This is a genomic window from Caballeronia sp. ATUFL_M2_KS44 (genome assembly GCF_023630965.1).
Classification (GTDB): Bacteria; Pseudomonadota; Gammaproteobacteria; order Burkholderiales; family Burkholderiaceae; genus Caballeronia; species Caballeronia concitans.
Genome location: NZ_JALQEA010000016.1, coordinates 52976 through 67638 on the forward strand (window position 1 = coordinate 52976; position 14663 = coordinate 67638).

Here is a 14663-nt window from a genome sequence, read left to right on the forward strand (position 1 = left end):
CTTTCTTCCTACCACTGGCGGAGACGGAGGGATTCGAACCCTCGATCCAGTTTTTAGCCAGATGCTCCCTTAGCAGGGGAGTGCCTTCGACCTCTCGGCCACGTCTCCCAAACTTTTCGTTGCACCGGGAGTGCAGTGCAACGAGATCGAGATAATAGCGTGTTCGCCGGCAGCGGTCAAATTCACATGACGATTTTTTTCCAATCGATCGACTTCGATTGTCCCCGCCGCCAGCCAGCGTAATCAAACGCAATCAAGCGCGATCCAGCTCGAACGCCTTGTGCAGCGCGCGCACGGCCAGCTCGGTGTACTTCTCGTCGATCAGCACGGAAATCTTGATTTCGGAAGTCGAGATCATCTGGATGTTGATGCCCTCTTCCGACAACGTGCGGAACATGGTGCTCGCGATGCCCACGTGCGAACGCATGCCCACGCCCACCACCGACACCTTCGACACCTTCGGATCGCCCAGCACGGTTTCCGCCTGAACGTGGCCCTTCACCTGGCCGTTCAGAATTTCGAGCGCGCGGTGGTAATCGCCGCGGCCGACCGTGAACGTGAAATCCGTCTTGCCGTTCACGCTCTGGTTCTGGATGATCATGTCGATGTCGATGTTCGCATCGGCCACCGGCCCGAGAATCTGATACGCGACGCCCGGCTTGTCGGGCACGCCCATGACCGCGATGCGCGCTTCGTCGCGCTGGAACGCGATGCCAGAAATAACTGCCTTTTCCATGTTCTCGTCTTCTTCAAAAGTAATCAGGGTGCCCGAGTGCATCTCTTCATCGAGTGCCATCAGCGGGTCGGTCAGGCTGGAGAGCACGCGCGTCTTCACCTGATACTTGCCGGCAAACTCCACCGAGCGGATCTGCAGAACCTTCGAGCCCAGGCTCGCCATTTCCAGCATTTCCTCGAAAGTCACGCGATCGAGCCGGCGCGCATCGTCGACGACGCGCGGATCGGTCGTGTAGACGCCATCGACGTCCGTGTAGATCAGGCATTCGTCCGCCTTCAGCGCCGCCGCGATCGCGACAGCCGACGTGTCCGAGCCGCCGCGTCCGAGCGTGGCGATGTGGCCGTCCGGATCGACGCCCTGGAAGCCCGTGATGACCACGACCTTGCCCGCGTCGAGATCGTTCAGCACGCGCTCGCCGTCGATCTCGCTGATGCGCGCCTTCGTGAACGCGCTGTCCGTCTTGATCGGCACTTGCCAGCCGGCATAACTCACGGCGTCGAGGCCTTCGGCGTGCAGCGCGATGGCGAGCAGCCCCACGCTGACCTGCTCGCCCGTGGAGGCAATCATGTCGAGTTCGCGCGGGTCCGGGTTCGCCGTGATGTCTTTCGCGAGACCGAGCAGGCGGTTGGTTTCGCCGGACATCGCCGACGGCACGACGACCATCTTGTGGCCAGCCTTGTGCCATTTGGCGACGCGCTTGGCGACGTTCTTGATGCGCTCGACCGAGCCCATCGAAGTGCCGCCGTATTTGTGTACGATGAGTGCCATTGTCGTTTTGAACAGAAGGGAAAACCGCGCTGACGCGCTCAATGCAAGATGCTGTGCGTTGCGCTCGACGGCTTCGGGGATGGGTGAAGCCAGCAACGATACGCGGGATGCCGCTGCATGCCCGCCTTGCGGTCGAAACTCACGCAAGTGTGCTCAAGAGGTACGTCAAGGGCAATGGCGCGCGTTTGCAGGCGAAATTCGCGTCTTTTGAACGGAGATGCCGCGCAAAAGCGCGTAGCGGGCAAGCAGGCTACGGTACCCGATCGAGGCCGAAATTACAAGATTGTGCGCTTGCAGACGTAATTTTACCGGCTTGGACGCAACGGTGCCGCGTCAGGCGAGCAGCAAATCCGGCCGCCACACGATGCGGCGTAGCGGAGCATGCGCGGTGTCCGGCGCGACATCGCGGTTCACGCCGATGAGCGGCACGAACAGCAGCGCATCGCGCATGAAGAGCAGCGGCACGTCGCGCTTCCACGCCGGCACGCCGCGCTCCTGAAAGAGGTTCTTCAGCGTGCGGCTCGGCGCATCGGTGGCGAGGCGCATGCGCTCGCCGCCGCCACGCGATCGCGCGACGAGCGGCGCCGCGCGCAACAAGCCTTCGGCGATCACATCCGCGCCGGGCGCATCGACGGGTTCGAACACGAACGATCCGCGCCACTGCGGCAGCCGCCAGACTTCGTCGCCTTGCCAGCGCAACTCGCTCGGTGCGCGGGCGATGGCCGCGCCGTCGTCGAGATCGGGCGGATCGGCGCTATCGCCCTGCTCCCAGAACAACGCATTGCGATACACGCGCAAGCACTGACCCGCATGATCGACGCGCAGCGCGTGACCGTCGCGTGCGCGCGCCGCGTGCCGAAGCTGACGCAGCATGTCCGCAATGCGCGCGCTCGATGCCGCCGGCAGGCCGCACGCGCGCATCCAGTAGCGCAACAGGTTGATGGCGCGTTCGTCGTCGAGTGCGAGCAACGCGTCGAGCGCGAGCGCGCCCGCTTCGTCGCCGCGCGCGGTTTCCATGTCGATCTTCGCGAGTTCGTCCAGCAGCCGCTGCGCCGATGCCGCATGCGACGCCGTGCGCGCGAGCGCATCGCGAAAGCCGGGGAAATGCACCGCGAGCACCGGCAGCAGGTCATGCCGCAGCGCATTGCGCGCGTAGCGCGTATCGGCGTTGGATTCGTCGTCGATCCAGGTCAGATCGCGCTCGTGCGCGTATTGCTCGAGTTGCGCGCGCAGCAGTCGCAACAGCGGACGCAGACGCGGCGTCGCGCCATCGATGCGCTGCGGCGCCATCGCCGCCAGGCCCGCGACGCCCGCGCCGCGCAGCAATTGCAGCAGCACCGTCTCGGCCTGATCGTCGGCGTGATGCGCGATCAGGAGCGCGGCCGCGCCGTGCTCGTCGCACATTTCGTCGAGCGCGCGATAACGCGCATCGCGTGCGGCGGCTTCGAGGCTTTCGCCGCCCGCGCGCATCACGTCGACATGACGCGACGCGTACTGCACGTCGAGCGATGCCGCGAACGCCGCGCAATGCGCAGCCCACGCATCGGCGTTGGGACTCAGCCCGTGATGCACATGAAGCGCGACGACGCGCGCCGCGCCGAGACAGCGCACGGCGGCATCGAGCAAAACGGTGGAATCGAGACCGCCGCTCAACGCGACGGCCAAGCGCGCATGGGATGCGAGCGCGGCGTCCGAAACCGACGCGCGCACCGCCTCGAGCACGAGGCGGCTGGCCGGGGTTTCGGTATCGGAGATCACGAGAAATCGTGAGGAGAGAAAGCCCGCTCAAGCGCCGGGCAGCGATTCCTTGAACTTGCCGTAGGCCATCAGCTTGTCGAAGCGGCGATCGCGCAATTCCTGCACGCTCAGGCCCTGGAACTGACGCAGCGAGTCGGCGAGCGCACGGCGCAGCATGGCGGCCATGCCCTTCGGATCGCGATGCGCGCCGCCGAGCGGCTCGTTCACGATCTTGTCGATGAGTCCCAGCGCCTTCAGGCGATGCGCCGTCAGACCGAGCGCTTCGGCCGCTTCCGGCGCCTTCGCCGCGCTCTTCCACAGGATCGACGCGCAGCCTTCCGGCGAGATCACGGAGTACGTGGAGAACTGCAGCATCATGACCGTATCGGCGACGGCGATTGCCAGCGCGCCGCCCGAACCGCCCTCGCCGATGATCGTCGTGATGATCGGCGTCTTCAACTCGGCCATCACGTAGAGATTGCGCCCGATGGCTTCCGACTGGCCGCGCTCTTCCGCGCCGATGCCCGGATATGCGCCCGGCGTATCGACGAACGTGAAGATGGGCATGCCGAACTTCTCGGCGAGGCGCATGAGCCGCTCGGCCTTGCGATAGCCTTCCGGACGCGGCATGCCGAAGTTGCGCAGCGCGCGTTCCTTGGTATCGCGACCCTTCTGATGGCCGATCACCATGCACGGCTGGCCGTTGAAACGCGCGAAACCGCCGACGATCGCGAGGTCATCCGCATAAGCGCGGTCGCCGTGCAGTTCGTGGAAGTCGGTGAACAGCTCGCTCACGTAGTCGAGCGTGTACGGACGCTGCGGATGACGCGCGATTTGCGAAACCTGCCACGGCGACAGGTTTGCGTACAGATCCTTCGTGAGCTGCTGGCTTTTCTTCGACAGCCGCTCGATTTCTTCCGAGATATCGACAGCGGAATCGTCCTGAACGAAGCGGAGTTCTTCGATCTTCGCTTCGAGTTCAGCGATCGGCTGCTCGAAATCCAGAAACGTGGTCTTCATGTGTTCGAGTCCTAGAACAACGGGCGGGGCGCAAGGGCGTTTATTCTAACCGCGTCCGTCCCTGATAAATACGCGCGGAAGCTATCGATTATAAATCAACGATAGCCCGGCAATTGTTGTGCGAAATCAGTGGTCTGCGGGAATGGGGTTGAGGCTGCGCCACATGTACCACGTCGCGACCGTGCGCCACGGTTCCCAGTTCGCCGCGACTTCACGCGCCTCGCTGCGGGTGACCGGTTCGCCGCTGAAGTAATTCACGCTGATGGCCTGGATCAGCCCGAGGTCGTCGAGCGGCAAAACGTCCGGGCGCGACAGATTGAAGATGAGGAACATCTCCGCCGTCCATCGGCCGATGCCGCGTATCTGCGTGAGTTCGGCGATGACGGCTTCGTCGTCCATCGATGCCCAGGTATCCACATGCAGCGCGCCGGAAACGAAATGCTGCGCGAGATCGAGAATGTATTCGGTCTTGCGCTTCGACAATCCGCACGCCTGCAGCTTCTCCGGCCCGAGCTTGATGAAGTGCGCGGGCACGACTTCGGGACACGCGGTCTTCACGCGTTCCCAGATGGCTTGCGCGGCCTTCACCGAAATCTGCTGGCCGGCGACGGAGCGCGCGAGCGTCGAGAAAGGATCGCCGAGATTGACGAGATGAATCTGTCCGAATTTCGGGATCAGCTTCTTGAGGATGCGGTCGCGCTTCATCAGGTCCGCGCACGCCTTGTCCCAGTAATCGGGACGCACGGCTTCGCGCGTGAGACCGCCGACCTGCACGGACACCTCGGCATCGGCGGTGACGACGCGCGACTTGCGCACCACTTCGCCGTGCTCTTTATCGGCGACGAGCGTCTGTGCGTTCGCGGCATCGCCCGTGGCGGCGCGGCCATTGCCCTTCGCGGGCAACGCTTCCGCTTCCACCGTGCGCGCCTTCGATGCGCGAGCGGACACATCTTCGCCGTTGCCGCGACGCGCGCCGTTCAGGCCGTCGCCCGCAATCCGCTTCTGAGCCGCCCGCGTGGCGGTCGCGCGTTTGAGCGCGGTCTTGCGAGCCGTCGTCTGAATTGCACCATTGGTCTTCTGCGTCGTCGATTCCGCTTGCGCACCGCGCGCACGCTTCGCTGCGGGCGACGCGGCGCTTCCTGACGCGGGTCGCTTGACCGGCGTCTTCCTGGCCGTTGCCATCTTGCCTCCTGCCTGGCGAGTCGATCAGAGGGTTCGAAGGTTCGCGATCAAACGCGGCGCCATTCGGTCGACCCACCCGGTTTGTCTTCAAGCGCGATTCCGGCTTCGAGCAATTGCGCGCGAATCCGGTCTGCTTCGGCATAGTTCTTCGCCTGCTTGGCGGCGATGCGCTCGGCGATCTTCGCTTCGATCTCCTGCGGCGACAGTCCGTCTGACGCTGCCGTGCCCGCTGCCTGCTGCAGGAACACGCGCGGCTCGCGCCCGAGAAGCCCGAGCACGCCCGCGAGACCTTTGAGCTGGCGAGCGAGCGCAGGCTCGCGCGTGCGGTTCACTTCGCTTGCGAGATCGAACAGCACGGACACGGCCACCGGCGTGTTGAAGTCGTCATTCATCGCAGACTGGAAACGCTGCGCGTTCGCCTCATTCCAGTCAAGTTGCTGATTGTCCGGCTCGACATCTTTCAGCGCCGTATATAGGCGAGTCAACGCGTTTCTTGCATCGTCGATATGCACGTCGCTGTAGTTCAGCGGCGACCGATAGTGTGCCCGTACGATAAAGAAGCGCACGACTTCCGCATCAAATTTTTCGAGGACTTCGCGGATCGTGAAGAAGTTGCCGAGCGACTTCGACATCTTTTCACTGTCGATCTGCACGAAGCCGTTATGCATCCAGTAGTTCACGAAGGTCTTGCCCGTCGCGCCTTCGCTCTGCGCGATCTCGTTCTCGTGATGCGGGAACTGCAGGTCCTGACCGCCGCCGTGAATGTCGAACTGTTCGCCGAGCAAACTGCAGGCCATCGCCGAACATTCGATATGCCAACCCGGACGGCCGCGTCCCCACTTCGAGTCCCAGCCGGAATCCGCCGGCTCGCCTTCCTTCGAATGCTTCCACAGCACGAAGTCGAGCGGATCTTCCTTGGCGTCGTTCGCGGCCACGCGTTCGCCCGCGCGCAAATCTTCGAGCGACTTGCCCGAGAGCTTGCCGTAGCCCGCGAACTTGCGCACCGCGTAGTTCACGTCGCCGTCCTTCGCGTGATACGCATAGCCGTTCGCCTGCAATGCATCGATCATGCCGAGCATCTGCGGGATAAAGTCGGTCGCGCGCGGCTCGAGGTCGGGACGCTGGATGCCGAGCGCGTCGGCGTCTTCGTGCATCGCCTGAATGAAGCGCCCCGTGAGCGCCTTGATCGGCTCGTTGTTCTCGACGGCGCGGCGAATGATCTTGTCGTCGACGTCCGTGATGTTCTGCACGTACGTGACCTTGTAGCCGATCGTGCGCAGCCATCGCTGGACGACATCGAACACGACCATCACGCGTGCATGACCGATGTGACAGTAGTCATAGACGGTCATTCCGCAGACGTACATGCGTACCTCGCCGGGGCGAAGCGGCGTGAAGGGTTGCTTGTCACGCGCGAGCGTGTTGTAGATGCGCAGCGAATTCATAGAGGACAGTGCGTGTGCCGGAAACAACCGTGCGTTGCCGACGGAGTGACATGCTCGATGCTGGCGGGAACGGATAAGACGCACACGCGAGCGCGAACACGACGGTCAGTCGACCAGGACGGAGACGGCCACGAGTGGCAAAAGAGAGTCCGGCTTCGGCAGCGCGTGACCACGGGCAAACATGGTATGCAAGGCGCGTGCGCGGAACGGGCGGACCTTTTGTTAGAATGGGTCGGAGTATAACACTCGGACTTGAGCCTATGAAATCTCCAAGCGGCCGCACGACGGGCGTTGCCGGTCATGCTGCGAGCCAGGCTGAAGCCCCTGCTTTTCATCGTCTCTCGCGTTCCGCGTTGCGCTCGCTGCGCTTCCTGCGCTTCGCTCCAACTCTCTTCCCGCTCCATTCCTTGACCCGATTCCAAGTGACTCACGCTCAAGCGCGCATGCCTTCGCAAGTTCTTCGCCTGCCGGCCATCGTCCGTTCCCGCAACGCCGTTCACGCGACGCTTTCGCGCGCCGCCGCTGTCGCCATCATCGGCGCGGCTGCATGCTTCGGCGCATCGACGGCGGCGCTCGCGCAGGTGTCGGCGGCGACGGCGGACGGCACGCCGCAGATCGATGCGTCCATCGCCAGCAAGGACTGGAACGGCGCGCTCACGCAACTCGACGCGCGCATCGCCGCGAACCCGCGCGACGTGCAGGCGAAGTTCAAGCGTGCGACCGTGCTCGCGCGCCTGAATCGCGACGACGACGCCATCAACGCGTTCACCGAGCTGACGCAGGCGTATCCCGAACTGCCCGAGCCGTACAACAACCTCGCCGCGCTCTATGCGAAGAAGGGCCGCTACGAAGACGCGCGCGTCGCGCTGGAAACGGCCGTGAAGGCGAACCCCGGCTATGCGCTCGCCTACGACAATCTCGGCGACCTGTATCTGCGGCTCGCGAGCGAATCGTACCGGCGCGCGCAATCGCTCGGCTCGACGAGCCCGCTCACGCGCCAGCGCATCGCGGGCATTCAGAACATCATCACGCCGCCGCCTCCGAAGAAACGCGCCGCGGGCGCGGCGTCCGGCGCGCAGGCGGCATCGGCGCCGCGTGGGGCATCGGATGAATGGGCGCCCGCGAACGGCGCGAATTCATCGACGATGCCCTCGCCCGACAGCTACTCGCCGTTCGGCGGACCGAGCGGCCCGTTGCCGACTTCGCCGTATGTCGCGCCCTATGTCGCGCCGAATCCGCAGCAGCCGTGAGACGAATCGGCACGAACCGGCGCGCGCAGGCGGTAAGCTGTAGCCTTCGCGCGGCGGCTGGCGCGCTGCCCGGCCGTCGCGCCTGACGCTTTGCATTCATCACCCGAGGATCGAACCTTCATGAAATTGCTGATGTTGGCGCTTTCCGGCGCCGCCCTGATCGCGACCGCCCCCGCCTTTGCTCAACCCGGGCAACCCGCGCAGGCCGCGCATCCGAACGTGCTCATTAAGACTTCGCAAGGCGACATCCGCGTCGAGCTTTATCCCGAGAAGGCGCCGAAGACCGTTGAGAACTTTCTCGCCTACGTGAAGTCCGGACAGTACAGCGGCACGATTTTTCATCGCGTGATTCCGGGCTTCATGATCCAGGGCGGCGGCTACAGCACGAGCTTCGCGGAGAAGCCGACGCGCGCGCCGATTCCGCTCGAAAGCCGCAGCGGCCTGAAGAACGCCACCGGCACCATTTCGATGGCGCGCACGAGCGATCCGAACTCGGCCACGGCCCAGTTCTTCATCAATACGGTCGATAATGCGGGCCTCGACTATCCGAACCCGGACGGCAACGGCTATGCGGTATTCGGCAAGGTCGTCGCGGGCATGGACGTCGTGAAGAAGATCGAAGCCAGCCCGACCACCACGCGCGGCCCGATGGCCGACGTGCCGCAAAAGCCGACCGTGATCGAGTCGGCAACCGTGGTGTCCCAGTAACGCGAACATCCCAGGCGGCGGGCATTCGCGCGCCGCTCACTCAACACACCGGAGAAAACACATGGTCGAACTGCATACGAACCACGGCGTCATCAAGCTCGAACTCGACGCCGAAAAAGCACCGAAGACGGTCGAGAACTTCCTCAACTACGTGAAGAAGGGCCACTACGACAACACGGTGTTCCACCGCGTGATCGACGGCTTCATGATCCAGGGCGGCGGCTTCGAGCCGGGCATGACGCAAAAGCCGACCGACGCGCCGATCAACAACGAAGCGAACAACGGCCTCACGAACGACAACGGCACGATCGCGATGGCGCGCACGAACGATCCGCATTCGGCGACCGCGCAGTTCTTCATCAACGTGAAGGACAACGACTTCCTGAACCATTCGTCGCCGACGCCGCAGGGCTGGGGCTACACCGTGTTCGGCCGCGTCGTCGAAGGCATGGATGTCGTCGAGAAGATCAAGAAGGTCAAGACGGGCTCGAAGGGCTTCCATCAGGACGTGCCGGTCGACGACGTCGTGATCGAAAAGGCCGTCGTGGTCTAGAACGCGCATCGCATGATCGATACGCCGCCTTTCAGCCACGAGGCAAGGCACGACGCAGGACGGGAAGCAGCGGGCGCAGCGCATGACGCGCGCCCGCTGTTTTTCATTTCGGACCTGCACTTGAGCGAGGCGATTCCGAACACGGTCGCCGCGTTCGAGCATTTCATCGAGGTCACGGCGAACGATGCCGACTCGGTTTTCATCCTCGGCGATCTCTTCGAATTCTGGGTCGGCGACGACGTGCTCGATCCCGCCTGCACCGACGAACGCGGACGCTTCGCGCGCCGCATGACGAAGCGGATGCACACGCTGTCCGAGCGCGGCATCGGGCTTTATGTGATGCACGGCAATCGCGACTTTCTGCTGGGCAAGCGCTTCATGAAGGAAGCCGGCGCGATGCCCCTGCCCGATCCGTTCACGATGACCGCGTTCGGCACGCGCATGGTGCTCGCCCACGGCGACGCACTCTGCACCGCCGATCCCGGCTATCAGCGTTTTCGCCGCTTCGCGCGCAACCCGCTCGCGCAACGGCTGTTCCTTGCGTTGCCGCTCAAGTCGCGGCTCGCCATCGGGCAGCGCATGCGCATGACGAGCGAAGGCGCGCGGACGAACGGCGCATCGCCGAAATACGACGTGACGCGCGAGGCCGTCGCGTCGCTGTTCGCCAAGAGCCGCACGCATACGATGATCCACGGACACACGCATCGCCCGGCGATGCATCGCGAAGCCGACGGCGTGCGCTGGGTGCTGCCGGATTGGGAACTCGATATCGACGCGCCGCGCGGCGGCTATCTTCGCGTCGATGCCGGCGGCGTGCGCGCGCTGCCCTTATAGCTGGCGTTCGGCGTCGCGCGGCTGGCCGTCCATCGCGGTGCAGAGACGCTTGAGATCGACGAGCGCCGCGCCGTCCGCGCCGTGCAGCGCCTCGACGCGTGCTCCGAGCCGCTCCAGCGCCGCGACGATCTCATCGGTGCGCTGCGACTGCGTCGACGCGTGATCGATCAGGCCGTGAATCGCGAGCGACACGGGATCGTCCGCGCTCGGCGTGATGCCGTAGGCGCAGAAGCCTTCGCGGGCATCGACTTTCGGCTTCGGCACCGCGGGCATTACGATGCGCGCCGGATTGCCCACCGCCGTGCCGCCCGCCGGCACCGGCTTCACGACGACCGCGTTCGAGCCGATCTTCGCCTCCGCGCCGACGGTGAAGCTGCCGAGCACCTTCGCGCCCGCGCCGACGATCACGCCGCGCTCGAGCGTCGGGTGCCGCTTCGCGCCGCGCGCGAGCGACGTGCCGCCGAGCGTCACGCCCTGATAGATCGTGCAGTCGTCGCCGATTTCCGCCGTCTCGCCGATCACGACGCCCATGCCGTGATCGATGAACACGCGCCGTCCGAGCGTCGCGCCCGGATGAATCTCGATGCCGGTCAGAAACCGCGCCATCTGCGACACGAAACGCCCGAGCCAGCGCCAGCCGCGCCGCCAGCACGCGTGCGCGAAGCGATGCAGGACGATCGCATGCAGTCCCGGATAACACGTGACGACTTCCCAGACGCTGCGGGCGGCGGGATCGCGCTCACGGATGGCGGCGATGTCTTCGCGGATTCGGTCGAACATGTCGGACTCTCGGTCGGGAATTGGGGGATCGACGCGGTTTTTATGGTCGCCGCGTAAGCACGAAAAACGCAATGCTTATCACGGCGCGCTCGTTTTCGCCGATTGTAGGACGCTCGCGCGCGCCGCGTCCGATGCCCCCGCTGGCAGCGCGGTCTGCGTCAGCCCTTCCTGTCGCGCAGGAGAATGTGCTTCGCGATGCCGCGCAGGATGTTCACTTCCTCGCGCTCCAGCCCCGAACGCGCGAAAAGCCGCCGCACGCGCGACATCAGCTTCTTCGGATTGGCGGGATCGAGAAATTCGAGCGCGACGAGCGCCTCTTCGAGGTGCGTGTACATGCCTTCGATTTCATCGCTCGATGCGCTCTGCCCCGCCGATGCCACGGCCGCCGCTTCGGGCGCGGCTTCGTGAAACGCGAGGCGCAATTCGTACGCGAGCACCTGCACCGCCTGCGCGAGATTCAGCGAGCTGTATGCCGGATTCGCCGGGATATGGGCGAGCGCGCTGCATCGCTCGACATCGGCGTTGGAAAGGCCGGTGCGCTCGTTGCCGAACACGAGCGCGATATCGCCGTCCCGCGCGAATCCGGGCGCGCGCTGCGCCAGCTCGCGAGGCGGCATCTGCGGCGGGCCGTATTCGCGCATGCGCGCCGTCAGCGCGACGGACCAGTGCACGCCGACGAGCGCATCCGCGAGCGATTCGACGACTTGCGCCGAAGCGAGGACGTCGTCGGCGCCGGAAGCCATCGCGACGGCTTCCGGCTCGTCCTTGACGTTCGGCACGCGCGGCGCGACGAGCACGAGGCGCGCGAAGCCCATCGTCTTGAGCGCGCGCGCCGCCGCGCCGACGTTGCCCGGGTGACTCGGCTCGACGAGAACGAAGCGCGTGGACGCGAAGCCGTCGGCGGAAAAAGAAAGTTCGTTGGATTCCAAGGCGCGGATTCTGCTTGAAGGTTTGGGGAAGCGGGTAACCGGCTATCTTATCGCGAAGCACCGGGACCGGCCGCCGCAGTCGGAAACGGCCGGCTTCGGGTAAAATGGCGCGTTCGTGCGCCGTGACCGTTTTTTTCCGAAACCGTCTGCGAGCGCCCCGCTCTTATTCAATTCGTCTTTCGTCGACATAGTCGTTGTCGCCAACTTCATCGCCCGCGCCATTGCATAGCGCGCGTGGCGATCAAAGGATTTCGCTCATGCAACCGATGCTCAATATCGCTGTCAAGGCCGCGCGCCGCGCCGGACAGATCATCAACCGCGCGTCGCTCGACCTGGATCGCGTCCTGGTCAGCAAGAAACAGCACAACGACTTCGTGACGGAAGTCGACAAGGCGTCCGAAGCCGCCATCATCGAGACGCTGCGCACCGCCTATCCCGACCATTCCATCCTCGCCGAAGAATCCGGCTCGGACGAGCGCGAGTCCGAGTATCAATGGATCATCGATCCGCTCGACGGCACCACCAACTTCATCCACGGCTTCCCGTATTACTGCGTGTCGATCGCGCTCGTGCACCGGGGCATCGTCACGCAAGCCGTCGTCTATGACCCGACGCGCAACGATCTCTTCACCGCATCGCGCGGACGCGGCGCGTATCTGAACGAGCGCCGCATTCGCGTCGGCAAGCTGGATCGCCTGTCGGATGCGCTCGTCGGCACGGGCTTCCCGTTCCGCGACGGCCAGGGCCTCAACGCCTACATGCGCCTCTTCAGCGAAATGACGCTGTCGTGCGCGGGCCTGCGTCGCCCCGGCGCGGCTGCGCTCGATCTCGCGAACGTCGCGGCCGGTCGTCTCGACGGCTTCTTCGAGCAGGGCATCCATCCGTGGGATGTGGCGGCGGGCAGCCTGATCGTCACCGAAGCGGGCGGGCTCGTCGGCAATTACACCGGCGAATCGGACTTCCTGTTCAAGAACGAAATCGTCGCGGCGAACCCGAAGGTCTACGCGCAGATGGTCAAGATTCTCGACATGTACTCGCGCACGCGCCTGACGGGCGAATAACGCGACGCACGCGGCACAGCGGGGCGCACCGGCGCCTCGCTTCTTCCAACCTTCCTCCGGGCGCGGCGCGTGCTCTGCAATCGACGCCCGGCTCCGCTACAGTTCGCTGTCGCCTCTCATCGCAGAGCGCGCTTTTCGGCAATCCGGTCGAGAGGACCGCCGCCGTTTCAGCCGTTTCAGCCGTTTTCCTTCCCGCCGCGCGCATCCAGCCCGACATGAAAAAAGGCTTCTACACGATCATCGCCGCGCAGTTCGTCTCGTCGCTCGCGGATAACGCGCTCTTGATCGCGGCCATCGCGATGCTCGCCGTCGTGCATTCCGCGCCGTGGGTCACGCCGCTGCTGCAGATCTTCTTCACCGTGTCGTACGTGGTGCTCGCGCCCTTCGTCGGTGCATTCGCCGACGCCATCCAGAAGCGCCACGTCATGTTCGTCTCCAACGCGCTCAAGGCGGCCGGCTGCGCGCTGATGATCGCGGGCGTGCATCCGATGATCGCGTACGGCGTGGTCGGCCTCGGCGCGGCCGCGTACTCGCCCGCGAAGTACGGCATCCTCACGGAACTGCTGCCGGCGGAGAAGCTGATTACCGCGAACGCATGGCTCGAATCCGCGACGGTCGGCTCGACGATTCTCGGCACCGTGATCGGCGGCGCGCTCGTGAGCCAGGTCGTCGGCCGATGGGTCGATCACGCGCACATACCGCTCGTCAGCAGCGCCGCGCATGCCGCGATGTTCGCCGTGATGGTGATCTACGCGTCGGCGGCCGTCATCAACGTGTTCATCCCCGATACCGGCGCGCGCTATCCGAACCTGCTCACGCAGCCGACGCGCCTCGTCCACGACTTCTCGCACTGCTTCAAGGTGCTGTGGAGCGACAAGCTCGCGCAAATCGCGCTGTGGGTCACGACGCTGCTGTGGGGCGCCGCCGTCACGCTGCAACTGCTCGTGCTCAAATGGGCCGATGCGAATCTGGGCTTATCGCTCTCGAAAGCCGCGGTGCTGCAGGGCGTGACGGGCGTGGGCATCGCGCTGGGCGCGGCGGCGGCATCGGCGTGGATCGCGCTCAGGCAGTCGCTCAAGGTGCTGCCGGTCGGCGTGCTGATCGGCGCGGTCGCCGTCGCCATGGCGTTCTACAACAAGGATCTGTTCCCGTCGGGCGCGGGCGTGCACGTCGGTCCGGTTTTCATGCCGGCGTACATCCTGATGGCCTATCCGCTGATGATCGCGCTCGGCGGATTGTCGGGCTTTTTCATCGTGCCGATGAACGCGATTCTTCAGCATCGCGGCGCGACGCTGCTGTCGGCGGGCCATTCCATCGCCGTGCAGAATTTCAACCAGAATCTCGCCGTGCTCGCCATGCTCGGCTCCTACGCGCTGCTTTTGACGGAGAAGGTGCCGGTACAGTGGATCATCGTGATATTCGGCACTTTCGTCTGCGGCATCATGGCGCTCGCCATGCGCCGCCACACGCGCAACGAACGCGAAGTCGACCTCGGCGCGCTCGTCGAGGAATGATCCTTGCTCGCGCCTGGTGTCCGGTTCATCGCCTCGCGCCGCCCGATTCGCGACAAAAGGGAGGGAACGATGGCGGACGAGTCGAAGTCGTAACAGCAGTGAACGCAAGAGGACGAAAGGCGCATGATGCGCACGAGGCGGCGCGC

At 64.7% G+C, this 14663-nt stretch carries 13 protein-coding genes and 1 tRNA gene; 6 read left to right on the plus strand and 8 right to left on the minus strand.

Annotated elements, in window-relative coordinates; all coding sequences use genetic code 11:
• Positions 1 to 15: 15 nt before the first annotated feature.
• From NCR39_RS08570 to cysS, 6 genes are all read right to left on the minus strand, one after another.
• A tRNA-Ser gene (locus NCR39_RS08570) sits at positions 16 to 108 on the minus strand.
• Positions 109 to 253: 145 nt separating this feature from the next.
• On the minus strand, positions 254 to 1504 hold the full coding sequence (locus tag NCR39_RS08575; RefSeq protein ID WP_250451806.1) for an aspartate kinase: 1251 nt from the start codon (positions 1502 to 1504) through the stop codon (positions 254 to 256).
• Between the two features lie 333 nt (positions 1505 to 1837).
• Entirely contained in the window at positions 1838 to 3262 is a 1425-nt protein-coding gene (tilS, locus tag NCR39_RS08580; RefSeq protein WP_250451807.1) for a tRNA lysidine(34) synthetase TilS, read from the minus strand.
• Between the two features lie 27 nt (positions 3263 to 3289).
• On the minus strand, positions 3290 to 4261 hold the full coding sequence (locus tag NCR39_RS08585; RefSeq protein WP_040051546.1) for an acetyl-CoA carboxylase carboxyltransferase subunit alpha: 972 nt from the start codon (positions 4259 to 4261) through the stop codon (positions 3290 to 3292).
• 126 nt (positions 4262 to 4387) lie between these two features.
• The gene (locus tag NCR39_RS08590) at positions 4388 to 5443 is read right to left on the minus strand and encodes a DNA-3-methyladenine glycosylase family protein (RefSeq protein WP_250451808.1); all 1056 of its coding nucleotides are present in this window, start codon (positions 5441 to 5443) and stop codon (positions 4388 to 4390) included.
• 47 nt (positions 5444 to 5490) lie between these two features.
• Entirely contained in the window at positions 5491 to 6888 is a 1398-nt protein-coding gene (gene cysS / locus NCR39_RS08595; RefSeq protein ID WP_250451809.1) for a cysteine--tRNA ligase, read from the minus strand.
• A 443-nt stretch (positions 6889 to 7331) separates the two neighbouring features.
• Between cysS and NCR39_RS08600 the strand changes: the two genes are divergently transcribed.
• From NCR39_RS08600 to NCR39_RS08615, 4 genes are all read left to right on the plus strand, one after another.
• Positions 7332 to 8138: a tetratricopeptide repeat protein gene (locus tag NCR39_RS08600; protein ID WP_250451810.1), complete on the plus strand. Its 807-nt coding sequence runs from the start codon at positions 7332 to 7334 to the stop codon at positions 8136 to 8138.
• A 120-nt stretch (positions 8139 to 8258) separates the two neighbouring features.
• Entirely contained in the window at positions 8259 to 8846 is a 588-nt protein-coding gene (locus tag NCR39_RS08605; protein WP_250451811.1) for a peptidylprolyl isomerase, read from the plus strand.
• A gap of 61 nt (positions 8847 to 8907) precedes the next feature.
• The gene (locus NCR39_RS08610) at positions 8908 to 9399 is read left to right on the plus strand and encodes a peptidylprolyl isomerase (RefSeq protein WP_040051542.1); all 492 of its coding nucleotides are present in this window, start codon (positions 8908 to 8910) and stop codon (positions 9397 to 9399) included.
• Positions 9400 to 9411: 12 nt separating this feature from the next.
• Positions 9412 to 10233: a UDP-2,3-diacylglucosamine diphosphatase gene (locus tag NCR39_RS08615; protein WP_250451812.1), complete on the plus strand. Its 822-nt coding sequence runs from the start codon at positions 9412 to 9414 to the stop codon at positions 10231 to 10233.
• Here the strand turns inward: NCR39_RS08615 and cysE are convergent.
• Together cysE and NCR39_RS08625 are read right to left on the minus strand one after the other, a co-directional pair.
• A complete protein-coding gene (cysE, locus tag NCR39_RS08620; RefSeq protein ID WP_250451813.1) occupies positions 10228 to 11013 on the minus strand; it encodes a serine O-acetyltransferase in 786 nt (261 codons plus the stop codon). The two genes, NCR39_RS08615 and cysE, sit on opposite strands and share 6 nt — an antisense overlap.
• Before the next feature lie 158 nt (positions 11014 to 11171).
• Positions 11172 to 11942 carry an RNA methyltransferase gene (locus NCR39_RS08625; RefSeq protein WP_250451814.1) on the minus strand — a complete coding sequence of 257 codons (771 nt, stop codon included), beginning with the start codon at positions 11940 to 11942 and terminating at the stop codon, positions 11172 to 11174.
• Positions 11943 to 12199: 257 nt separating this feature from the next.
• Between NCR39_RS08625 and NCR39_RS08630 the strand changes: the two genes are divergently transcribed.
• Positions 12200 to 13003, plus strand: a complete 804-nt coding sequence (locus tag NCR39_RS08630) for an inositol monophosphatase family protein (protein ID WP_250451815.1) — start codon at positions 12200 to 12202, stop codon at positions 13001 to 13003.
• Between the two features lie 215 nt (positions 13004 to 13218).
• Entirely contained in the window at positions 13219 to 14517 is a 1299-nt protein-coding gene (gene lplT / locus NCR39_RS08635) for a lysophospholipid transporter LplT (protein ID WP_250451816.1), read from the plus strand.
• Positions 14518 to 14663: the final 146 nt, after the last annotated feature.